Source organism: Prochlorococcus sp. MIT2309, assembly GCF_059772305.1.
The window spans coordinates 495,147-514,612 of the sequence record NZ_CM186282.1 but is presented as its reverse complement, the minus strand read 5'-3'; the positions used below and the strand labels follow the sequence as shown (position 1 = coordinate 514,612).

The window sequence follows — 19,466 nt, the reverse complement described above, 5'->3', positions numbered from 1 at the left end:
TTCTACTCTGAGAATAAATTACTAAATTCAATAATATCTCTGGGGGCAATTGTATTTATATATACTCCTGATATTTGTTGAGACTGGTCTTTTGACTCTAACTCTATTCTATTTGGTAACCCTCTTAGGAAAATATATATATACCCACCTAAATGAAAAGATGGAGAGTAGTTTACTAGTCTCCATTTTAATAATCTATGTAAAGCGACTAAATAAATATGGGCCTGCAGGTGATAATGGTGATCAATCATAACTTTTTCCATTGATTCCTTAGAATAATGATATGGTCCACATGTTGGTGAAAGATCAAGATTTGGATCGGAGCCAATCCAATTACTTTTCCAGTCTACAATCCACCATTTAGAATTATCTCCTTTTTCAGAGAAAATTAAATCAATTGAACCAGTTAATAATCCATTACTATTAATATTTAGTTTTTCTATAGTTTTATAATAGTCATCTGGAATATTTGTGTTAACGTTATTTTTGAATATATTTGCAATATCAAGTGCTTTAATTGTAGATCCTTCTTTTGAAAGTGGCAGATCGAATTTTAATTCATGTATTCTATTATTTTTTTCTAAATTATTAAATCTAAGATTTTTACTGAGAGGCAAATAAAGCAATCTTGATAAACATTCTTGTACTTTTTCGATTTGGTTAGATTCTATTCCAAAATTATTTAGCTCTTCTTTAATTAATGATGTTGACTCAGTCGAATAAATATCAGCTTGAAAGTTTAAGTTCTCCAGAATTCGGTGCAAACATTCACCTGCATTAGCTCCTCGTGGAAATTCTGATAAAGGACTCTTTTCATATATACAATTTTTTTCTTGAAGTAATCTCCGAGACAAATTTTTTTTATCCTCACTAATATCAAGTATTGTTGTCTCACCATCCATATCGAATTCATTATTTCTTAAAGGTATATTCGTTTTTTCATTATTACTTTTAACCCAGGATGAATAACTATGTCTACCCCATGTTCTTTCAAGTGGTCGATTTGGTATTGGACCAAGTGATGTTTTCTCTCTTGGGATACATTTTACCCATTGTTTAATAGCGTCACTTTTAGTTTTAATAGATATTGATATTGGCAGATTATTTTTTTTCAAGAGGTCTTTTATTACCTTTTCATTACTGTAATCTAACTGAGAGTTAATTATTTGGTGACCAAGCAGAAGACTTGAAAGTGGGTTGCCCTCTTGCTTAAAAGCTTGACCCCAGAAAATTATTAACAGTTTTTGAGCACGAGTGAATGCAACATAGGCAAGCCTTTCCGCTTCTTCAAATGATTCTCTTATGGACTTTTGTTGAAGAACTTTTCCCCTTCCCCAATTTGTATTAACGCAAAGTTCCCAATAGATTGTTTCGTCTGTTTCCCAAAGAATACCTTTAGGTTCTGGTGGGGATTGCCACAAATAGGGACAGATTACTACTTTAAATTGAAGCCCTTTACTTCTGTGAATAGTAATGACATTAATTGATTGATCATTTGTGTCACTGTTTGGTCTGCGATTATCGTCAATTAAGGACGCAGTTTCCAATCTGGTGACCTGTAACCATCTTGCAGCCCCTTTTATATCTAATGATTGGCGATATATCTCTTCCTGAACAAGCTGAGAGGATTGATCTATGTCACTTAATAATCTCCCCATCGTTGACATTTGCCCATATATTTTAGTTTCAAGGATCTCAGCAATACACCCTTGTAGCCCTATCTCTGGAAATTTTTGCGCTAGTTTTACAAATTTATTGGAGAGTTCATCAATATTTAGTTGTGATTGTGCTTGGCCTAAATGCGAAATGGGCCACTGTATTAGTGGAGAGCAAGCAATTAAATGAAGATACGTCGAATTAGCAGGATCAGATAAACAGTTGATAAATTGTTGTAGGACATACGCCCCCTCTGTTTTGAAAATATCTCCTTTGCTTATTAATCTAGTAGGCAGATTGGAATACGATAGTGAATTTCGAATACTTTCAGCCTGCTCATGTGTATTAACAAGGACACATATATCTGATGGGTCTATATCTTTAGAATATTTTTCTAATAAATCAATTATTTTATTACTTACTAATCCTGGAATTAATTTTTCAAAATACTGCTTGGAGTCTTGATTGTCACGATCAGATTTTATACTTTCTTTTTTTACATGTACTATTTGTAATGGATATTCATCTTCTTTTACAAATGATTCTAAATTTGATTTAGGCGTTAAATTTGGAATTTGTAATCTTGAACGCAGCAAGCCATTTTTTAGAAATTTATTTAACCCATCCATTAAAATAGGCGTAGTTCTATAATTATTTTTTAGTTCATCAATTCTATCTACTTCTTTTCTTACTTTTAGATAAGTATTTAAATCTCCACCTCTAAATTTGTAAATAGCTTGCTTAGGGTCTCCTATTAATATTAATAATTGAGACTCTTTTGATGTAAATACATTGCTTAATATTCTCCATTGAACTGGATCAGTATCCTGAAACTCATCGACTAATCCAACTTGATAACGTTTGTTTAATTTATTGAATACACTATTAAGTTCAATTGTTCTATTGGAACTAACTCCCTCTTCAATGTCTAATGGATCAAGTTCTCTCAAAAGATCAGAACTTGTAAGTGTCAATGACGCTTTCCTTTTTTTTCTTAAAAGACTTAAAGTGTTAGAAAGGGCATGATTCCAGACTAATTCTGCAGGCCCATCACAAATTCTTGCAATATATTCATGTAATTTTTCTAAATAATTAGGAATATCATTGATTTCATATTTATCTTTCAGATTATAGAAATTAGATGGATGATAATAATCAGAAAGATAGTTTTTTGGGTTTAAAATTTCGTCATAGAAAGGTAACCGTTTTTCTTTAATTAAATCGTTTTTTTGATTATATGATTTTATCCAACTTGATATTAAAAGATTCCGCTCCTTTTTTGGATTCGATGAATATGGCCTTGTATTTTTTATTCCAATCTTTTTAAGGTTGTCTGCGAAAAGCCTTAGCTCTCTTTCAAGGTTATCTCCATTAATCTCCCATTCTTCAATAAATTCATTCCAGTATTTAGTATATTTTTGGATAAATTGATCTTTAAGACTATTTTTATTGTCTAAATCTTTAAACTTCATGCTTGAATTATTTTCAATTTTTATTAGATTTTTTTCAAGCAAATCAATTTTGAATCCGGCTTTATTAAGCCCTCTGATGTGACCAGCTTCAAGATCTAAAATATTTTTTGCCCAATATTCATATATAACCTCTTTAATTAATTTACCATCATTATTGTCTTGTATATTAATACTAAAAGGAGAACCTAATGATAAGGACTCTCTTTTAAGTGTTCTGCTACAAAATCCATGAATAGTTGTAATATCTGCTTTATCTATCGATCTTATTGAATTAAGTAATATTGAAATCCATTTTTTTCTTGTACCTGATGATTGTCCATTGAATTTTATCCAATCAACAAGAGTGAGGTCATTTTGACTATTATTCAATGATTCTATATTTTCAAGGGCCTTAATTGTTTGCGTAATTCGTTTTGTGATTATTGATCTCAATTCCGCAGCCGTTGCATTAGTGAAGCTCACAATTAATATTTTTTCAATAGGTATTTCCTTCTCTGTTAATAATCTGATTACGATATGAGCTAAAGAAAAAGTTTTCCCAGTCCCTGCACTTGCTTCAATTAATTGAAATCCTTTATCTATTGGATATTTATTTGCTTCAAATATAAATTTATTGAATTCTTTTGTTTCTATATTCATCACTTTATATTCCAATCAAAATATGGTGTATTTTTAAAAATAGCATATTTTTTTTCTGAGGAAAACTTATAGTTTTTATAATACTCCTGAAGTTTTTTTTCTTCTAACTTAGCTTTTTTAATTAGAAGCAAGGATAGTAATAATAATATTATTAGATGGATTACACTTTGAAGAAATATGCTAATCCCAAGAAAGAATATGATTAATCCCTGATAAAGCGGATGTCTACAATCTTTGTAAACTCCACTATTAATTAATTTACCGCCCTTTTTTGGTTCTGGTAGTGGACTCAGGCTATTACCAAGATCAAATATAGCCCTTAAAATTATTAATAACCCGAAGGCAATTGCGAAAAAAGAGAATATATTAAATAAAAATCCAATGATTGGATCTAATCTCACATTTATTCTATAGGGTTTAATAAAATTCGCAGCGATTAGTAACAATTGACCAATTAATAACCATTCTCCCTTGTGATTACTTCTGATACCTTTCCATGAGAAACCCCAATCAAATAAAATTGACTTAATTCTATAAATTAAAGAGAGGAAATTTACTTTTTTCATAAAGTTAATTATTCTTAAATTCTTATTTAATGTAGTTAAACATTGGGCTGTAGAGTTTTGAAACGCAGTATTTAAATGCTTTACTTTCTAAAAATACTGATGCTCTGCATTCATTTCCGAAGCATATTTTAAGTTCTGGTTTGGAATTTTCACCGTTAACGAATGAATTTCCCTCCCAAGAATTTTCGAAGATTTTTTCAACTTTATCAGGATTTTTTCTTTTAGCATTTGCATATACCCAACTACTTATGGGCGGAGCTGGCCAACAATTTTCAATTCCCTGTAGAGCTAAATTCTTCATTTCCGATAATATCTTGTTGGCTTCATTTGTTTCTATGGGTTTAAACTCAATATCAATGTTATATTTATCTGTTGTTTTCCTTGAGACAATAATTGTTCCTGTGATTTCCATTTTGATTGAGCACATATGTACGTGATTAAGCCATGCTCCCATAATAGTCTTATATTTTAATTTCCCATAGTCAATAAAAAAACAATAATTATCAGCCCAAATTAATTCTCTAGTAATATCATCAAACTCCATTAGCAAGTTTTTGATTTTCTTATACTTACTAAAAATTTCTTTAAGGCTACTCCATCTTTTTTCCAATAAATCAATTTCTATTTGTTTGGCAGATTTTGGAGGTAGTACTCCCATACCATTAGTCACTTCTCGCCAATATATATTGTTATGTATCGTTTTATCATCTTCATCAAATGACTTCTTGATATTCTCACTACTGTTAATCCTATTTTTAATTAGTTCGCTTCTTGTCCATTCCTCTAAGGATAGTTCATCAATATCAGCCAAGCGATTAAACCATTCTTTTGGATTTACGTTGTAATGTTTCAACCAGGCTAACTGTGGAGCGACAATCCAATCTAATAGGCATGAATAAGAAATCTCTTTTGAATCGTGTTTAAAATAGTTCTCCCAATTTAGCGGGAGAGCTAATGCTGTTTGCTTTGATATTTTATTTTTGCTAATCCAAATATTTGTCTCCAGGTTTCTTCTATCACAACTAATTAATAGCTTTGTTGGCAATTTAATAAAGTTTTTATTGTCAAGTGGATTTGCAGGGGCATTAATGAATATCTCACTAATTTTTTCTGATCCAATTTCGTTGGATAGATATTCAATAACTTGTTGTATAGGACTCGAAGGTGGAAGGTTCTCACCACTTTTCTCGTTAACATTATTCCATGTAAATATTAGTTTCTTTCTACTTGAGATTATACTTTCGAGTATTGAATATCTGTCAAGATCTATTGGACTAGGATCTCCCAGCTTGTAAGTATTTGATAATAAATTAAATCCATATTTATTTACTTTTCCTGGAAAATGTGCATCGTCTAGTCCTATTAAAATAATAACTTGATGAGGTATTGCAGTCAGTGGTTCTAATGGACTTACAGTTATTTTTCCGCATCTGTAGCTAAAATTATTTTTTTTATTATTAATATTTAAGTTAAGAATCTGACTTATTACATTACAATCAATTTTCATATTACATTTTTCAGATTCTTTAACTAGTTTTTTCATCTCAATGTTAAAAGATTTGTTTTGAGAAGTTAATACCCAGTTATTCTTGAAATGTTTATTTTGTAATTCTTGAAAAAATATTGACCACTCATACATTGTCTTTGATTTCCTTATATCTTTAATTTGTTTTTTAATCAAAGTAAGGATTTCATACCATTTAAATAATATTTCAGTACTGAGATTTGTTGAGTATGGTGCAATACCACCAGGAGCTAATCCAGGCTTAGAGGGAATTGCAATACCTAAAATCCACCTTTCCAAGCACCAATTGAGACTATGGATATCATTACCATCTCTCTCTTCAGCGTCTAAACCCCATTTAAAACCAGTTTCTTTTAGGACAATAGTTATTTTATTAAGTTCATCAGCTGAAAATTTAAATATTTTTTCTATAACAGTTGTGGACAAAAAATCATTAAGAGTGATAGATGTTAATCTTTTTGCTGATAGTTCAAGTATTAACTGAATATAAGTTGCAAATCCTTCTTCATTATAATTATTACTATCAGTAATCGTCCATGGAATATCAACATTAGTAGCTTTTTTGTCATTAAATACAGATGATATCAATGGAGCATATTTTTCTATTTGAGGTGTCATTATAATTATATCCTTGGGCTCCAAGCTTATTTCTAGGGCTAGTAATTGAATTATCTGGTCTCGGATTACTTGAACTTGTCTTCTTTCATTTGAACAGCCTATAAAAAGTATTGAATTATCGTCTTTAAGTTTCGAAAGTTTGCTTTTACTTTTATCTAAAACTAATTTTTCTTGTAATTGCTCTAATAAAGATGGATGCCTATTTTCATTTTTAGCAATTTTCACAGGGCTAGCAAAAAAGTCTTTTTCAACGACATCTCCAAATTGATTCTCACCAGTTCCCTCCAAAAGCTGCTCAAATTCTGAGCCTATTTTTCCCAAAGCAGCTTCGAGCCTTGGTGCACTTAATAACCATGATTGATTAACAGGTTGTATCCATTCCCTTCCAATGCTCAGTCTTCTGCTCTCAAGCCTATGCCACAAATCTTTTGATGAAGTTAATAGGTATATCTGAACATCAATTTTGCCAGACAAAGCTTTAATGAAATCATGATATATAGGAGGTAAATTATTTACACCAAAAAAATATATGTTTTGAGGGAGAACGAAATTAATTGTTTTATTTTTTTTAAGATAATTTATAGCCTTCTTGATTTTTAAAGAAATTGGATCCTCTTTAGTATATGAATAAATAATTTTGAAGATTTTTTTTTGCCAAATAATATGTTTATTCTTTTCAGTATTTATATTTGTATTTTTATCATTAACCCATGATTCAATCATTTCCGGTCTGTATAATATGTAGTCATCTAATGTGTCAGAGATTGTTTTGGCGAGCTGCCATTTATTTATATTTATAACATCATCACTTTCACCTTTATCCTTTAACCAATTAGATAATATCTTTACATCGTTATCTAATAGAAATGATGATAGATTTTCAAGAATAGGCCAAACAAGTTCTTTTGATTTCCATTCGTCTTTACTATCCTCTTCAATTTCAAGAATTTTATTAGCTATCTTTAGAAAGTAGGAGCGGGGGAATGGAAATTTAATTTGTGAGTTTATTCCATTTGTAAAAGCTATTCTTTCACTAATCCATCTACTAGTAGTAAAAGAGTTTACTATTATATTTAAAGGTTCATAAACTGGAGGTGGGGCAATTTTTAAATGCTCACCTAGCAAGTTTACTAGCCACTCTGCTCTATTACTTCGGTAGATATTTAGCAATTTATTTTATAAAAAATATTTATCAAGAAATTAAGTCTCTTCTTGGTGAGATTATTAGTCTCTTCATTTCTTTCACTGCTTCTTTCAGACCAACTGCGATAGCACGAGCGATAATCGTATGACCAATATTTAGTTCCTCCATTCCAGTAATTGATGCAATTGATTCAACATTTTGATATGTAAGACCGTGCCCGGCATTAACTCTTAGCCCTTTGTGTCTTGCAAAGTAAACTGCTTCTTTTATTTTGCAAAATTCAAGCATTATAGTTTCTTCTCTAGCACTTGCATAATTGCCTGTATGGAGTTCAACCCATTTTGCTCCTACTTCCTCAGATGCGCTTACCTGCGTCTCTTCAGGGTCAATGAAAAGACTCACGGGGATGCCCGCACTTTTTAAAGTACCTATAAAGTCTAAAAGCTTTGATTTTTGATAGACAATATCAAGTCCCCCTTCTGTAGTAACTTCTTCACGTTTTTCAGGTACTAAAGTCACCATATTGGGTTTTGTTTCTAATGCAATTTTTAGCATTTCTGGTGTTGCTGCCATTTCTAAATTCAAAGGGAGACGAACTATCTCTTTCAACAATTTGAGATCTCGATCTTGAATATGTCTACGATCCTCTCTTAGATGAACAGTTATTCCGTCAGCCCCACCAATCTCTGCAAGTATTGCGAGGCTGACTGGATCAGGTTCATTTGTTTTTCGAGCTTCTCTTGCATTTGCAATGTGGTCGATATTCACGCCAAGACTTGCCATTAAAAACATGCATAGACCTTAATCGTAAATAAAATAATTTTGGTTAGAAGAAATTGTTTAAAAAAAATACCGAAAAAAATATTGAGAAAATATCAATATTTTTGGACCTTATGAACTTTATGTTTTTACAAGATTACTCATGACGTAAATTTTTATTTTGTACGTTTTTTGACTCTTTTCCAGAATCTAGACGCTGGTTTAACTGCCCCGATAATTTTTATTTTGTGAACTGAGTGGGTAACGTAAAAAAATAAAGTTTCATATTTAAGGTGTACTCTGCAAAAGTTAAACGAGAGAAAAATGCATGTCTTGGAATTGACCCATTGTTAAGTACTTTGGCCATGACTGTGACGCAGGATTTGGCGTTAAAAACTTTTTTTCGTGAAAGAATCGTAATAGGGGGTCGGTTTTTACCTTTAAGTGGTTCATTAATCTTGGCTCCTACTCACAGGTCAAGGTGGGATGCTTTGATGTTGACCATGGCTGCAGGAAGAAGAGTCACCAAAAGGGATTGTCGCTTTATGGTTACTCGTTCAGAAATGCGTGGTATTCAAGGTTGGTTTCTTAACAGGCTGGGTTGTTTCTCGATCGATCAATCAAGACCATCTCTTGTTAGTTTGCGTTATTCCGTTGATTTATTGATTGAGGGACAGCAATTAGTTGTTTTTCCTGAGGGTCGAATTAGAAGATCAGAAAGTTCAAAGAAACTCAAACAAGGATTATTCCGACTAGCACAACTTGCTTTCAAAAAAGGTATTGATGTTTCTGTTCTCCCAATTGGTTTGGGATATAGCGAGGCAATTCCAAAGCCCTGTGGAAGAGCAGCTATTTGTTTTGCTGAGCCTATGAATATTTCTGATTATTCAGGAAAATCAGTCTTTGATTTTAATCTCAAGCTTCTTGAAAGAATGCAATCAGCCGAGGATAATGCACTTAAAGCTGTTGGCCGAAGATAAGTATGGATATAGAGTCTTGTTTATATTCTGATTTAAAAAAGATGCCGAAAGGTCTAGCAAAGGCTCTTCTCTTGATAACTTTGGGGACTATTTTCTCTCCCTTAGGGGAAATCAGGGCAGAAAGCACTTCTCCATCATCTGCGACTTATAAGGTTTTAGCGAATCAAACATCTGGGTTAAATCTTTCAACAGTGAGAGGCTTGTTAAAAAGAGGTGATGAATCAATCAAATCTAATGATCTCAAGCAAGCTCGTGCACATTTTGATAAGGCCAGAATTTTGACAAAACAACTTTTGGGATTTTACAGAGATGTAAATGGTGCTTTCAGAGGAATAGACGCTCGGATTCCAAAAGAGATGGATCGCAAAGGGAGAGAAGCTCAAGTTCTTTTAGCTGATGTGAACCTTCGTCTTGCTGCAATTTTTAGAAAACAAAAACAGCCTGAAGTCGCTGTTCCATTGCTTGTTGAGGTCGTTAAATTGATGACACCTACAAGAGAGCAAGGCCAAAAAGCCTATCAATCTCTTTTAGAGCTGGGTTTTGTCGAGACTCCCTATGCTGGTATGAGATCTAACAATTAAATCGAAACTTTTTCAAATGATTCAATCAGAAGTTGAGCAAGCAATCAAAAAGGTCCTCCCCGATGCAGAAATCACCGTAGAGGACTTAAATGGAGGTGGCGATCACCTTCAAGTTAATGTGATTTCTGATGCTTTTAGGGGACTATCTTTGATAAAACAACACCAGTTGATTTATGGAGCATTAGCGAAGGAAATGGCTAATGAGAGCATTCATGCTTTAGCCTTGAATACTTCTGTCCCTACTTAACTAACTGAACAATTTAAAATTTTCACTATGGAAGCTGAAACAAGAGAGAGGATTCAATCCTTAATAGATTCAAGTCCAATCATGGTTTTCATGAAAGGTACTAAATTGATGCCTCAATGTGGATTTTCAAACAACGTAGTACAAATCTTGAATTCCCTTGGAGTGAATTTTGACACTTATGACGTGCTTTCAGACATGGAAATTCGCCAAGGAATAAAGGAATTCTCAAGCTGGCCAACAATTCCTCAGGTTTATGTCAAAGGAGAATTTATGGGTGGATCAGATATTTTGATTGAACTATACAATTCTGGAAAACTTCTTGAAAAACTTGAGATAGCTTTGGCCTCTTAAGAATAAGTTATATCTCTTTTTGAAAATACAAATTCCTCATATCACCATCAGGTCCAACGAAACTTGATGGATCCAAAATCCATTTTTCAATAATTGTTTCAAGCCTCTCTTGATCTCTTCTTGAGAGGTTTTTGCTGTTTCTGAGGGCGTTTAGATAGCCATCTGCATACAGTCTAAGTTCTGATTGGGTGTGATAATTGCTTACTAAATCCTGGCAAGCATCACAAATTGATTGGAAGTGCCTTATTGTTTCAGGTGCATCAAATGATGTCATGGTGTGCAATCTCCACCTTCATCGCTGACAGATTGTCGCGGGGATGCTTTATTTTAACTGAGCTCTTTCAATTTGAGCCATTTCAGGCCTGTGACCTCTATTACTTCAGACCTCCTATCAAATGAACAGAGTCCAGTTCCTACTGGGTCTCAGTCACATCAAAGCACTACTCAGAGTCCTTCAAAAGTCCTCGTAGTAGAGCCCCATCCCACTTTGCGTACTGTTCTCGTACAGAGGCTTAGGCAAGATGGACATCTTGCAGCAGCTGTTAGCTCAGCTAGCGAAGCTGTGGATCTTTGCAGGGATCAATCTCCGGATCTTTTAGTAAGTGCCGAACTCCTTGAACAGAACTCCGCCTTGAGGCTTGCTCAGCAGCTTGGTTGTTCGGTCATCGTACTTACAGCTAGAACAGGAGTAGAACCTCTAGTCGGATTGCTTGATGAAGGCGCTGATGATGTTCTAAGAAAACCTTTTGGTTTAGAAGAATTAGCCGCAAGATGTCGAACTTTGCTCAAAAGAGGAAGGATTGGTTTGCAAGAGAGGGTAACGGTTGGCCCGCTCGAAGTTCACCTGCTGCTACGTCAAGTAACTCTTAGAGAGAAGCCCGTGGAGCTATCTCCAAGAGAATTTGCTCTTTTATGTGCTCTTTTGATGCCGCCAGGTATGGTAAGAAGTCGTAATGAGCTTCTGAGAATGGCTTGGCCTCCTTTTAGTGGAGGGCCTAGATCAGTTGATACTCAGGTGCTTACTTTAAGAAGAAAACTTGAGCAGGCTGGATTAGGAGATGGTGGCGGTATTACGACAGTTCGACAGCAGGGGTACAGATTTAGTTTAGATAGCTTGCCTTCTTAAGATTCATTTGATCCAAATGTCATTCAGGTAAGGACCATCTGTTAATACCTAATCTTGATCCCACTTTATGAGCACATGCATATCCACTAAATGCAACTGCATTTAACCCTTGACCTGGGAAGCATGAATCCCCTACACAATAAAAATTCTTTAACTTTGTGCTATTAAAAGGCATTGGTAGCAGTCCAGGAAGTCTCATTGAAGGTATTGGGCCATAGCTACCTTGATGTCTTCCTAAAAATCTCTTGTGACTTTTGGGCGTTCCCACCTCAATATGGTCAATCATTGTGCCTAAATTTGGAAAGATTTTCTCTATCTCTTTTATGACTTTTTCAGAGCTAATTTTTTTCTTGGCAAGATAATCTTTGTTGGAAAGATTTTCCCATTCTGAGATTGATGAAGGTGTGAATGCGTGGACAATGTGTTTGCCTTCAGGTGCTAAAGAGGGATCTAATAAAGTTGGAATTGAGATGAAAGTAACGCCAAATTCTTTTTCCATATTTTCCCATTTATCAAGAATGAGATGATGACAATGTGCTCCCACAGGAATAGCTTTTGCCTCAACGCCTAGATGCAATGAAAGGAATGATGGGGAGGGTTTATAACGTTTAAGCCATTTTGATTGGTTAAAGCCAAATTTTTGTGCATCTACTAGGGGCTCTTCGATACCTTCTCCTCCAAATGTATTCCATCTGGTCGCATTTGAAATAACTGTTTTTGCAAAAAACTTCTCACCATTTATTAGCTCCACCCCTGTTGCTTCTTTTCCGTCAGTTAAAACTTTTTTTACTCTTGATTTGTATTTTATATCACCTCCATTTTTTTTAAGCCCGCTTACAAGTTTTTCGGCTATTTGCCCTACACCACCTTTTGGATAATTGATTCCACCATAGTGCCTATCTGAAAAAACCATACCAGCGTTAATCATTGGTGTTAATGCTGCGGGCATAACTGACCAACAAAAACACTCTATGTCTATAAAATTTAGCAATTCTTTGTCATTAATATATCTCGCCGCGACATCTCCTGCATTAATAGGTAGCCATCTCGCAAGGCCAAGGCAAGAAAGAGGAGCTTTAAAAAAAACTTTTGCAAGATAAGCCGGATCCTCAATTGACAAAAGTGGCATGGAATCTAAACATTTAAATACTTGCCAGCAGGTTTCGTAAAACTTCCTGATTCCAATTGCTTCATGAGGGAATTTTATAATCAGATTTTCGATAAACGAATCAAAGTCTCTATTAACTGCAATATGAAAATTGTTGGGCAGATGATAAGCAAGCTGAACTGGGTCAGGTATCGTCTCACAAAATTCGCCAATGTCTGACAATGCACGTGTTAATAAATTTGTATGACCTTTATTTCCAAAGCCAAAAATCATAGATGCTCCTACATCAAATGTATATCCCTTCCTTTCAAAGGAACCTCCACTGCCTCCAGGTATCTTGTAACTCTCAAAGACTAAAACTTTGGCTCCTTTCGAGGCAAGTTGACTCGCTGTAACTAATCCACCAATACCTGAGCCGATGACAATTGCATCAAGTTTCTCTGGTACTTTGTTTTTATTAGTCATAATAATCAATCGCAATCAACAATAAAAGCCAGTAGAGAGCAATTTTCTCGTTACTTGTCAAACTTTACTATCAGGAATGGACAAAGATTTGAGAGTTTTCCTTATTTTTTCAATTTCTTTTAATGCTCTTTGGCTATACGCCTGATATCTGAGGTTTTTATTACGTATTCGAGTATCTAATTCAGGTAAAAGTCCAAAATTTGGTGGCATTGGTTGAAAATCTTTGGATCCCTTTGAATTTTTAAATGAGCCGCTTACGTAGTTAGTTAAAGATCCCATCATGGAGGTTGGAGGCAGGTCAAGAGGGATATGACCCTTTGCTAATAGGGCGGCATTTGTCCCTGCAATCCAACCTCCAGCAACTGCCGCAGCGTAGCCTTCAGTTCCTGTGATTTGACCGGCAGCAAATAAGGTTGGTCTTTTGATGAATTGAAGAGTTGGAGAGAGTAGTTTTGGAGATTCTAAAAATGTATTTCTATGCATCACACCGAATCGGACAAATTCTGAATTTTCTAGTCCAGGAATTAATTTAATAATTTTCTTTTGCTCTCCCCATTTCAAGTTTGTTTGAAATCCAACCAAGTTCCACAACCTACCTTGCTTGTCCTCTTGGCGTAATTGAACGATTGCATAAGCCCTTTTTATTAACCTATTTTCTCTATCAAACAAATCTCCCCACCTTTTATCCCATATTCCTATTGGTTTAAGTGGGCCATATCTCATAGTGTCTTCCCCTCTTCTTGCTAATTCTTCGATAGGGAGACAACCTTCAAAATATTTTGCTTGGCTTTTTTCAAAATCTTTAATTTCGGCCTGTTCTGCTTGAATTAATGCATTTCTGAAATTTAAGTATTCTTCTTTGTTTAACGGACAATTCAAATAATCTGAATCACCTTTGTCATATCTGCTTGCTCTAAAAGCAATTTCATAATTAATACTTTCTCCCGTGATAATGGGACTTGCGGCATCAAAAAAATGACATTCACTCAAACCTGTAAAATTTTTAATGGAATCTCCTAAGCAATCACTTGTAAGCGGGCCTGTAGCTAAAACAGTGATTTGACTTGCATTGGGCAGACACTTCAGTTCCTCTCTATGGATTTCAATAAGTGGATTTGTGTCAAGTTTGTTTGTAATAGAATTACTAAATTTTCCTCTATCTACAGCTAAAGCTCCCCCCGCCGGCACTGAATGATTGTCAGCGGTTTTTATAATCAGTGAATCAAGTTCTCTGAGTTCCTGTTGTAATAGACCTGCAGCTCTCTCTTTACTAAGAGAACCAAAACTGTTACTACAAACCAGCTCAGCAAATTCCTCTGAGTGATGTGCGGGAGATTTTTTTTTAGGCCGCATTTCAAAAAGAGTGACTTTTATTCCATGCCGGGCGATTTGCCATGCAGCCTCAGCCCCAGCTAGTCCAGCACCGATCACCAAAATTGGTTGTGTTTCGCTCAATTTTTTGAAACCAACATAAGATTGACCTCAATCAAAACAAATTACTTTCTTTTCATAACCACTTTCTGTCACTATGGGTACCGTGATATTTTCAATCTGGAAAATATCTTCATGGGTCGCTAGCTCAGCGGTAGAGCATCCGGCTTTTAACCGGCTGGTCCTGAGTTCGAATCTCAGGCGACCCATAAAAATTTTAAGCTTGAATATCAAGATATTTAAATGAAATTTGTATTGGTTAAATGTTTTTGGCTGAACATTGCATGGAGCACGTTTTTTTTATTTGGTGTGCATGCAGGACTCGAAGAATTTACTAGATTAGATGAAATAGGAGGATGGATAATAGAGCGCAAAGTCAGCGGCTCTGGAAACAAGATTTTTTGTAGAGCATCTTTTTTAAACAGCGGGACCTGGTTTTCAACAAGAATAAGGCTCGACAAGAAAGATAATTTAGTAGTACCTCCCCAGTTTCAAAGGGGCACAGATCAACGAAGTTTTGATTTAGAAGTCATTAAAAAATCACTCCAGAGATGTAGGTCTAGTTTGATTTACTATCGATAAATTGACGAATTGATTTTTTGTTTTGAAGTAAACACAAATTGTCGATAAAGTCTTTGTTCTTTTGTTTGATGTAAATAAATAAATTTTGTCAAATGAAAAGGCTTTCTGTTGCTGCTGCTATAAGTGCAAATTTAATTCTTTATTTTTGGTTGTTCATAAATTCATCATCAATATAAAGATTTTCAATTAAGATTTTTGAAAAACTTTCCCTAGTTTTCAATTTTGTAAGTAGCTAGGTGGCTTGGTTTTAAAGTTAATAATCTCTGTTTCAATTGTACGAATTAAAACTAATAGGATTGATTCTTTTTATCTGAGGTATAACAATGGACGATATTCTGATTATTTTGAATGCAGCTTTACGTAGTGTCCTGGAAATTTGAATCTTCAGAGGACCAAACATTTGCACTTGATGCTCTCATTGATTACGTAGAGAGTGGGCGCTCAAATCAACTGCCACCAGGATACGAGAGGATTGCCTGGGTTCATACTCCTCAGGATGGCACTGGGGTAGTTCTTTGCAGAGCTGAGAGCGCAGCAGTTCTATATAAGGTCTTTGGGCCGTGGCGTGAAAAATTTGGAATGACTTGGGATTACAAGCCTGGTCTGACCACTGAAGAATTTGTTCAAATAGTAAAAGAGGAAAAGAAGTGACCTTTTATTTTGGCCTCACCTTTACGGAGATGGGTTTTAGTCCTGTCCTCATAGGAATTACGTTGTTTTTTTCTGGCTTATTCATAGTGGGATTCATTAAAAGTTCTAGAGAAAATGAATACAAAGAACTTATGGATTCATTTATTAGAAAAAATAATGATGAAGAATAATACTCAATATAATTTTTTGGCCTAAAATAATAAAAAATTAGCATTTATGCTGAGAGAAAACTGTTGGGTTTGGTTTAAAGGAGCTCTAAACCAGAAGGGCTACTGGAAAGGGGGGTTTACAGGAACCAAAGATGAAAATCCAGGCATTTTGATTGAAAACCCCTCTTTCCTTCCCTGCAGAGTCCCTGAATGGCGTGTTGCGCTAAAGGAGCCACTCAACTCTGATGTACCTCCAGATATTCCTGAAGATGCAACTTGGAAAATCTTTTAATTAATTTTTTTATTGTTTTTCATCTCCTCAATTTGAGCTTTAAGTCTTTTCATTTTTTTTGACCACCAAATTGTTGCGAAAATAACCCATAGAAAAAAAAGTATCAAAATGCCAGCGCTTGCTTCAAAGTTCATTTTGTACTTTTAAATAACAAGCTAATTGAATTAAGCAGTTTTTTTCTGCTGTTTTAATTGTCTTAAATATCTTTTTCTTTGACCACTCCCTTCTATCTCAACATGCCATCCGCTGGCCAAACGATGATCTATCTCCTCAAAATTTGAGATTGAATCAAGTTTACTTAATTTTTTCTTTATTGAATGAGCCATGTACTCTTATAGTAAATTTTTCATAATTTGTCAAATACAAGCTTATGGATCTTTTTGAAATTCCATAACAATAGATTATGCCTATTTGGAGTATTTTGTTTCTATTTATGTAAATGGCATAAAAAAAAAATCTTTGATGTCAAAAAAATATAAATTTTTAATGAGATTTGCTTTTTTTGCATAATCTTAGGATGCTTAAAAATTTATTCGATTTAATTAATAAAAATTACAAATCTTATAAACATTGAAAATACTTCTATCAATTTTGTAAGCTAAACAAACTTATAAAGCAACTAATGGCTTATTCTCCAGAAATAGCAGCTGTCGGTGGAATTGCTCATATTCCAATTATAATAATGATATTTAAAACTATAGAAAAGCGTTTTCATAGAAAGACCTCAAATATTGACGCACAAGTCTAAAATTACGGGAAGTACTTTTACCTATACCTTGGATTAGGCCTGTTAATATTAACTAAATTAATGAAAGTTTAAATTTCTTCAATTTAGTTAATGTGCGCGCGGTTTTTTTTTTTTTTTTTTGAAATTTTTTAAATAATTAATTTTTAGATAATAATTTGTAAATTAAATTTGCGCATGTGTGCTGATTTTTATATATCAGCTAATAATAGAGGTGAATAAATTAGTCAAAATTTATGATTCCAATTACATCAAGCCTTTTCGCGACATTTGCTATTGGTGGTTTTAACCCTTTGGCAGCAATAATCGGATGTGTAATTATTTTCCAAATATCACAAATTTTCTTTTATGGGCTTCCCCAAAATGAGCCGAAAACGGGATGGGGACTTGATAATGATGGAAGTTTATTTAGCTATAGATGGAAACAGTACTTTGGCGTTCAAATTGTGGCTATAATTGTTGGTTGTTCAGTTATTCTGGCTGGACCAGAGTTGATATTCTTTCCTTTTAAATTCTTATAGTTGATGACTAATATAAGATTTCTATTTTTGGGAAGTTTATTTAGTCAAGAATAAATTCTCCCATTCATCGACTTTGAAACCTAATAAAATATTTTTAGTTTTATCTATTAAAAATGGTCTTTTTATTAATTTAGGATCTTTTCTTAATAGACTTATTAGTGTTTCATTGTCCATTGTTTTTATTGCAGTGGCCCCAATTTTTCGATAGCTTAAACCACTAGTATTTATAAGGTACTTTTTGTTGTCTAATTTTTTTAAGGCTAATTCAAGAAAAGCTTTATTTGGTGGTTCAGAAATAATATCCTTCTCGGTAAAATTAATTTTTTGATTTTCAAGCCATCTTTTTGCTTTTCTGCATGTGTTACAGCGAGAATATAGAAAAATTGTACATTCTTTCATTATGTGATGTTTTAGTGTTTTGATTAAATTCTACTGCTTTCTTGTAGGTTTAGTGAAGCTGTAAAAGTTTATTATTTAAGGAGATTAATAGAAATATATGTTGTTAATTGATAAAATTAACATCAATAATTTAAATAACTGTTTGTATTGAGAAGGAATTACAATCTTTGTACTAAAAAAATATTAATAGTAAAAGTTTAAATTTACTATAAATTTTTTATAAGGTAAGAGAATAATTCTCTCATAAAGAGCTTTGAAGTTATACAGGCTTTTCTTCCCAGCAGTTTGAATGTAATTGATTTATGCATAAAGTCTTAAAGAGTTAGAATCCCCTGGTAGCTATTCAGAGAAGTCTGAAACGATGATCGAAACCCAATCTATTTCAGTTATTGACGTTGCAGGTGTGGTTTTTGGACACATTATCTTCGGAGTTGGTATTACTCTCTTCTTTGATTGGGATTGGATACCTTTATCCAATGAGGATAGAAAAAGAGGTAAATCTATTTCTGATATCAAAAAACAGTTTTTTTCCGATTAATTTTTATATTTAGTAGAATATGGACACATGCACGGATAAATTTTGGCACCTCAACTTGCAAACCCACTCTCAATTTTTATATGGCATTTGCTCGTAGGTTATCTGCTTACAGTAACACTAGATTGGAACTGGATACCCTTGACATCAGAGGAAAAAAAACGTGGAAAATCTCTCGATGAAATTAGGTCAGAACTTTTTGATTTGAAAGGCTTTATCAATTCCTGGAAAGAAGATTTTAAAGAGTGAAATTAGTTATAATTGGCTTTAAAATGTTCGAACAAACGATCAAAAAGTTCTAAGGAATGTTAGTTAGAATCAGACTTTACAATATCTTCTAGTAACTCTAAAGTTCTTTCAAATTCTTTTCCAGATAATAATTTTAAATAATGATAATCGGATTCTTTCATTTTTTTTATTATTTTTCTTACAATATTAAGAAATTTAATTAGTTGACTATCGTAATTACCGAAACTAATTAAAAAGACAAATATAGAAATTTATCCACGAATTTTTCATTATCAGACTAAGATAACTTAGTCAGGTTATTTAAATGGATCATTCAATTCCGATAAATCATGTTAATCTCTTTAATGTCATTTTAGCCGTCTACATTATCGGCTATCAAATAACTATTTGTTCCAAATGGGATTGGATACCCATGAACCAGGCTGACTACAAGTTGCCTTATCAAAAATAAATTGCTTGGTAAGTTTGATCAAACACTTTAGATGCTAAGCAATTCTTAATTGGAATTTCTAAAACGTAAATGATCATAAAAGAAAAAAATCATTTCAACACTAAATATTCCTTGGTTTCTATAAAAAGCATACAATTGATCTAGCGGGGCGTGGCGCAGCTTGGTAGCGCGGGTGCTTTGGGAGCACTAGGTCGCAGGTTCGAATCCTGTCGCCCCGATCAGTG

At 33.7% G+C, this 19,466-nt stretch carries 22 protein-coding genes and 2 tRNA genes; 15 read left to right on the top strand and 9 right to left on the bottom strand.

The genetic code is table 11. From position 1 onward, the window contains the following. Nucleotides 1–2: 2 nt before the first annotated feature. The 4 genes from AC6EJA_RS02930 to AC6EJA_RS02915 are packed head-to-tail and all read right to left on the bottom strand — an operon-like array spanning nt 3 to nt 8,403. Nucleotides 3–3,767, bottom strand: a complete 3,765-nt coding sequence (locus tag AC6EJA_RS02930) for a UvrD-helicase domain-containing protein (protein ID WP_498503098.1) — start codon at nt 3,765–3,767, stop codon at nt 3–5. Further along, nucleotides 3,767–4,333: a methyltransferase family protein gene (locus AC6EJA_RS02925; protein ID WP_498503096.1), complete on the bottom strand. Its 567-nt coding sequence runs from the start codon at nt 4,331–4,333 to the stop codon at nt 3,767–3,769. The genes AC6EJA_RS02930 and AC6EJA_RS02925 overlap by 1 nt, the downstream gene beginning before the upstream one ends. Nucleotides 4,334–4,355: 22 nt before the next feature. Then, nucleotides 4,356–7,646, bottom strand: a complete 3,291-nt coding sequence (locus tag AC6EJA_RS02920; RefSeq protein WP_498503095.1) for an exodeoxyribonuclease V subunit gamma — start codon at nt 7,644–7,646, stop codon at nt 4,356–4,358. Nucleotides 7,647–7,668: 22 nt separating this feature from the next. Continuing rightward, nucleotides 7,669–8,403 carry a pyridoxine 5'-phosphate synthase gene (locus tag AC6EJA_RS02915; protein ID WP_498503532.1) on the bottom strand — a complete coding sequence of 245 codons (735 nt, stop codon included), beginning with the start codon at nt 8,401–8,403 and terminating at the stop codon, nt 7,669–7,671. A 269-nt stretch (nt 8,404–8,672) separates the two neighbouring features. Between AC6EJA_RS02915 and AC6EJA_RS02910 the strand changes: the two genes are divergently transcribed. From AC6EJA_RS02910 to grxD, 4 genes are read left to right on the top strand one after another with little or no spacing between them, the layout of a single operon-like run. Continuing rightward, nucleotides 8,673–9,359, top strand: coding sequence for a lysophospholipid acyltransferase family protein (locus AC6EJA_RS02910; protein WP_498503093.1), 687 nt, complete (start codon nt 8,673–8,675; stop codon nt 9,357–9,359). 2 nt (nt 9,360–9,361) lie between these two features. Continuing rightward, entirely contained in the window at nt 9,362–9,940 is a 579-nt protein-coding gene (locus AC6EJA_RS02905; RefSeq protein WP_498503092.1) for a hypothetical protein, read from the top strand. A gap of 16 nt (nt 9,941–9,956) precedes the next feature. After that, nucleotides 9,957–10,187, top strand: coding sequence for a BolA family protein (locus AC6EJA_RS02900; RefSeq protein ID WP_498503090.1), 231 nt, complete (start codon nt 9,957–9,959; stop codon nt 10,185–10,187). Nucleotides 10,188–10,214: 27 nt separating this feature from the next. After that, nucleotides 10,215–10,538: a Grx4 family monothiol glutaredoxin gene (gene grxD, locus AC6EJA_RS02895; RefSeq protein ID WP_498503088.1), complete on the top strand. Its 324-nt coding sequence runs from the start codon at nt 10,215–10,217 to the stop codon at nt 10,536–10,538. Between the two features lie 7 nt (nt 10,539–10,545). On the opposite strand, the gene AC6EJA_RS02890 is transcribed toward grxD, so the two are convergent. After that, nucleotides 10,546–10,812 carry a DUF6761 family protein gene (locus AC6EJA_RS02890; RefSeq protein ID WP_498503087.1) on the bottom strand — a complete coding sequence of 89 codons (267 nt, stop codon included), beginning with the start codon at nt 10,810–10,812 and terminating at the stop codon, nt 10,546–10,548. A 90-nt stretch (nt 10,813–10,902) separates the two neighbouring features. On the opposite strand from AC6EJA_RS02890, the gene AC6EJA_RS02885 reads away from it, so the two are divergent. After that, nucleotides 10,903–11,664, top strand: a complete 762-nt coding sequence (locus AC6EJA_RS02885; protein ID WP_498503086.1) for a response regulator transcription factor — start codon at nt 10,903–10,905, stop codon at nt 11,662–11,664. Between the two features lie 19 nt (nt 11,665–11,683). On the opposite strand, the gene crtH is transcribed toward AC6EJA_RS02885, so the two are convergent. Both crtH and trmFO read right to left on the bottom strand, forming a co-directional pair. Further along, on the bottom strand, nt 11,684–13,237 hold the full coding sequence (gene crtH, locus AC6EJA_RS02880; RefSeq protein ID WP_498503084.1) for a carotenoid isomerase: 1,554 nt from the start codon (nt 13,235–13,237) through the stop codon (nt 11,684–11,686). A 57-nt stretch (nt 13,238–13,294) separates the two neighbouring features. Further along, the gene (gene trmFO / locus AC6EJA_RS02875; RefSeq protein ID WP_498503082.1) at nt 13,295–14,692 is read right to left on the bottom strand and encodes an FADH(2)-oxidizing methylenetetrahydrofolate--tRNA-(uracil(54)-C(5))-methyltransferase TrmFO; all 1,398 of its coding nucleotides are present in this window, start codon (nt 14,690–14,692) and stop codon (nt 13,295–13,297) included. Between the two features lie 113 nt (nt 14,693–14,805). On the opposite strand from trmFO, the gene AC6EJA_RS02870 reads away from it, so the two are divergent. From AC6EJA_RS02870 to AC6EJA_RS02850, 5 genes are all read left to right on the top strand, one after another. Then, nucleotides 14,806–14,877: transfer RNA gene (locus AC6EJA_RS02870), tRNA-Lys, on the top strand. 34 nt (nt 14,878–14,911) lie between these two features. Then, on the top strand, nt 14,912–15,250 hold the full coding sequence (locus AC6EJA_RS02865; RefSeq protein WP_498503081.1) for a hypothetical protein: 339 nt from the start codon (nt 14,912–14,914) through the stop codon (nt 15,248–15,250). Nucleotides 15,251–15,598: 348 nt separating this feature from the next. Beyond that, nucleotides 15,599–15,901 (top strand): DUF3303 domain-containing protein, encoded by a 303-nt coding sequence (locus tag AC6EJA_RS02860; RefSeq protein WP_498503080.1) that lies wholly within the window; start codon nt 15,599–15,601, stop codon nt 15,899–15,901. Then, entirely contained in the window at nt 15,898–16,071 is a 174-nt protein-coding gene (locus tag AC6EJA_RS02855; RefSeq protein WP_498503079.1) for a hypothetical protein, read from the top strand. The genes AC6EJA_RS02860 and AC6EJA_RS02855 overlap by 4 nt, the downstream gene beginning before the upstream one ends. A 46-nt stretch (nt 16,072–16,117) precedes the next feature. Continuing rightward, the gene (locus AC6EJA_RS02850) at nt 16,118–16,342 is read left to right on the top strand and encodes a hypothetical protein (protein WP_498503077.1); all 225 of its coding nucleotides are present in this window, start codon (nt 16,118–16,120) and stop codon (nt 16,340–16,342) included. 164 nt (nt 16,343–16,506) lie between these two features. Here AC6EJA_RS02850 and AC6EJA_RS02845 read toward each other — a convergent pair whose 3' ends face one another. Next, nucleotides 16,507–16,668 (bottom strand): hypothetical protein, encoded by a 162-nt coding sequence (locus AC6EJA_RS02845; protein ID WP_498503076.1) that lies wholly within the window; start codon nt 16,666–16,668, stop codon nt 16,507–16,509. 296 nt (nt 16,669–16,964) lie between these two features. Between AC6EJA_RS02845 and AC6EJA_RS02840 the strand changes: the two genes are divergently transcribed. Together AC6EJA_RS02840 and AC6EJA_RS02835 are read left to right on the top strand one after the other, a co-directional pair. Further along, the gene (locus AC6EJA_RS02840; RefSeq protein WP_498503074.1) at nt 16,965–17,090 is read left to right on the top strand and encodes a hypothetical protein; all 126 of its coding nucleotides are present in this window, start codon (nt 16,965–16,967) and stop codon (nt 17,088–17,090) included. A 233-nt stretch (nt 17,091–17,323) separates the two neighbouring features. After that, a complete protein-coding gene (locus AC6EJA_RS02835) occupies nt 17,324–17,608 on the top strand; it encodes a hypothetical protein (RefSeq protein ID WP_498503073.1) in 285 nt (94 codons plus the stop codon). 36 nt (nt 17,609–17,644) lie between these two features. Here the strand turns inward: AC6EJA_RS02835 and AC6EJA_RS02830 are convergent, their stop codons facing one another. Further along, nucleotides 17,645–18,007, bottom strand: a complete 363-nt coding sequence (locus AC6EJA_RS02830; protein ID WP_498503072.1) for a Spx/MgsR family RNA polymerase-binding regulatory protein — start codon at nt 18,005–18,007, stop codon at nt 17,645–17,647. A gap of 361 nt (nt 18,008–18,368) precedes the next feature. On the opposite strand from AC6EJA_RS02830, the gene AC6EJA_RS02825 reads away from it, so the two are divergent. From AC6EJA_RS02825 to AC6EJA_RS02815, 3 genes are all read left to right on the top strand, one after another. Beyond that, nucleotides 18,369–18,545 (top strand): hypothetical protein, encoded by a 177-nt coding sequence (locus AC6EJA_RS02825; RefSeq protein ID WP_498503071.1) that lies wholly within the window; start codon nt 18,369–18,371, stop codon nt 18,543–18,545. Between the two features lie 42 nt (nt 18,546–18,587). After that, complete coding sequence (locus tag AC6EJA_RS02820) at nt 18,588–18,791, top strand: hypothetical protein (protein ID WP_498503069.1); 204 nt, start codon at nt 18,588–18,590, stop codon at nt 18,789–18,791. Nucleotides 18,792–19,386: 595 nt separating this feature from the next. Continuing rightward, nucleotides 19,387–19,460, top strand: a tRNA-Pro gene (locus tag AC6EJA_RS02815). Nucleotides 19,461–19,466 lie beyond the last annotated feature (6 nt).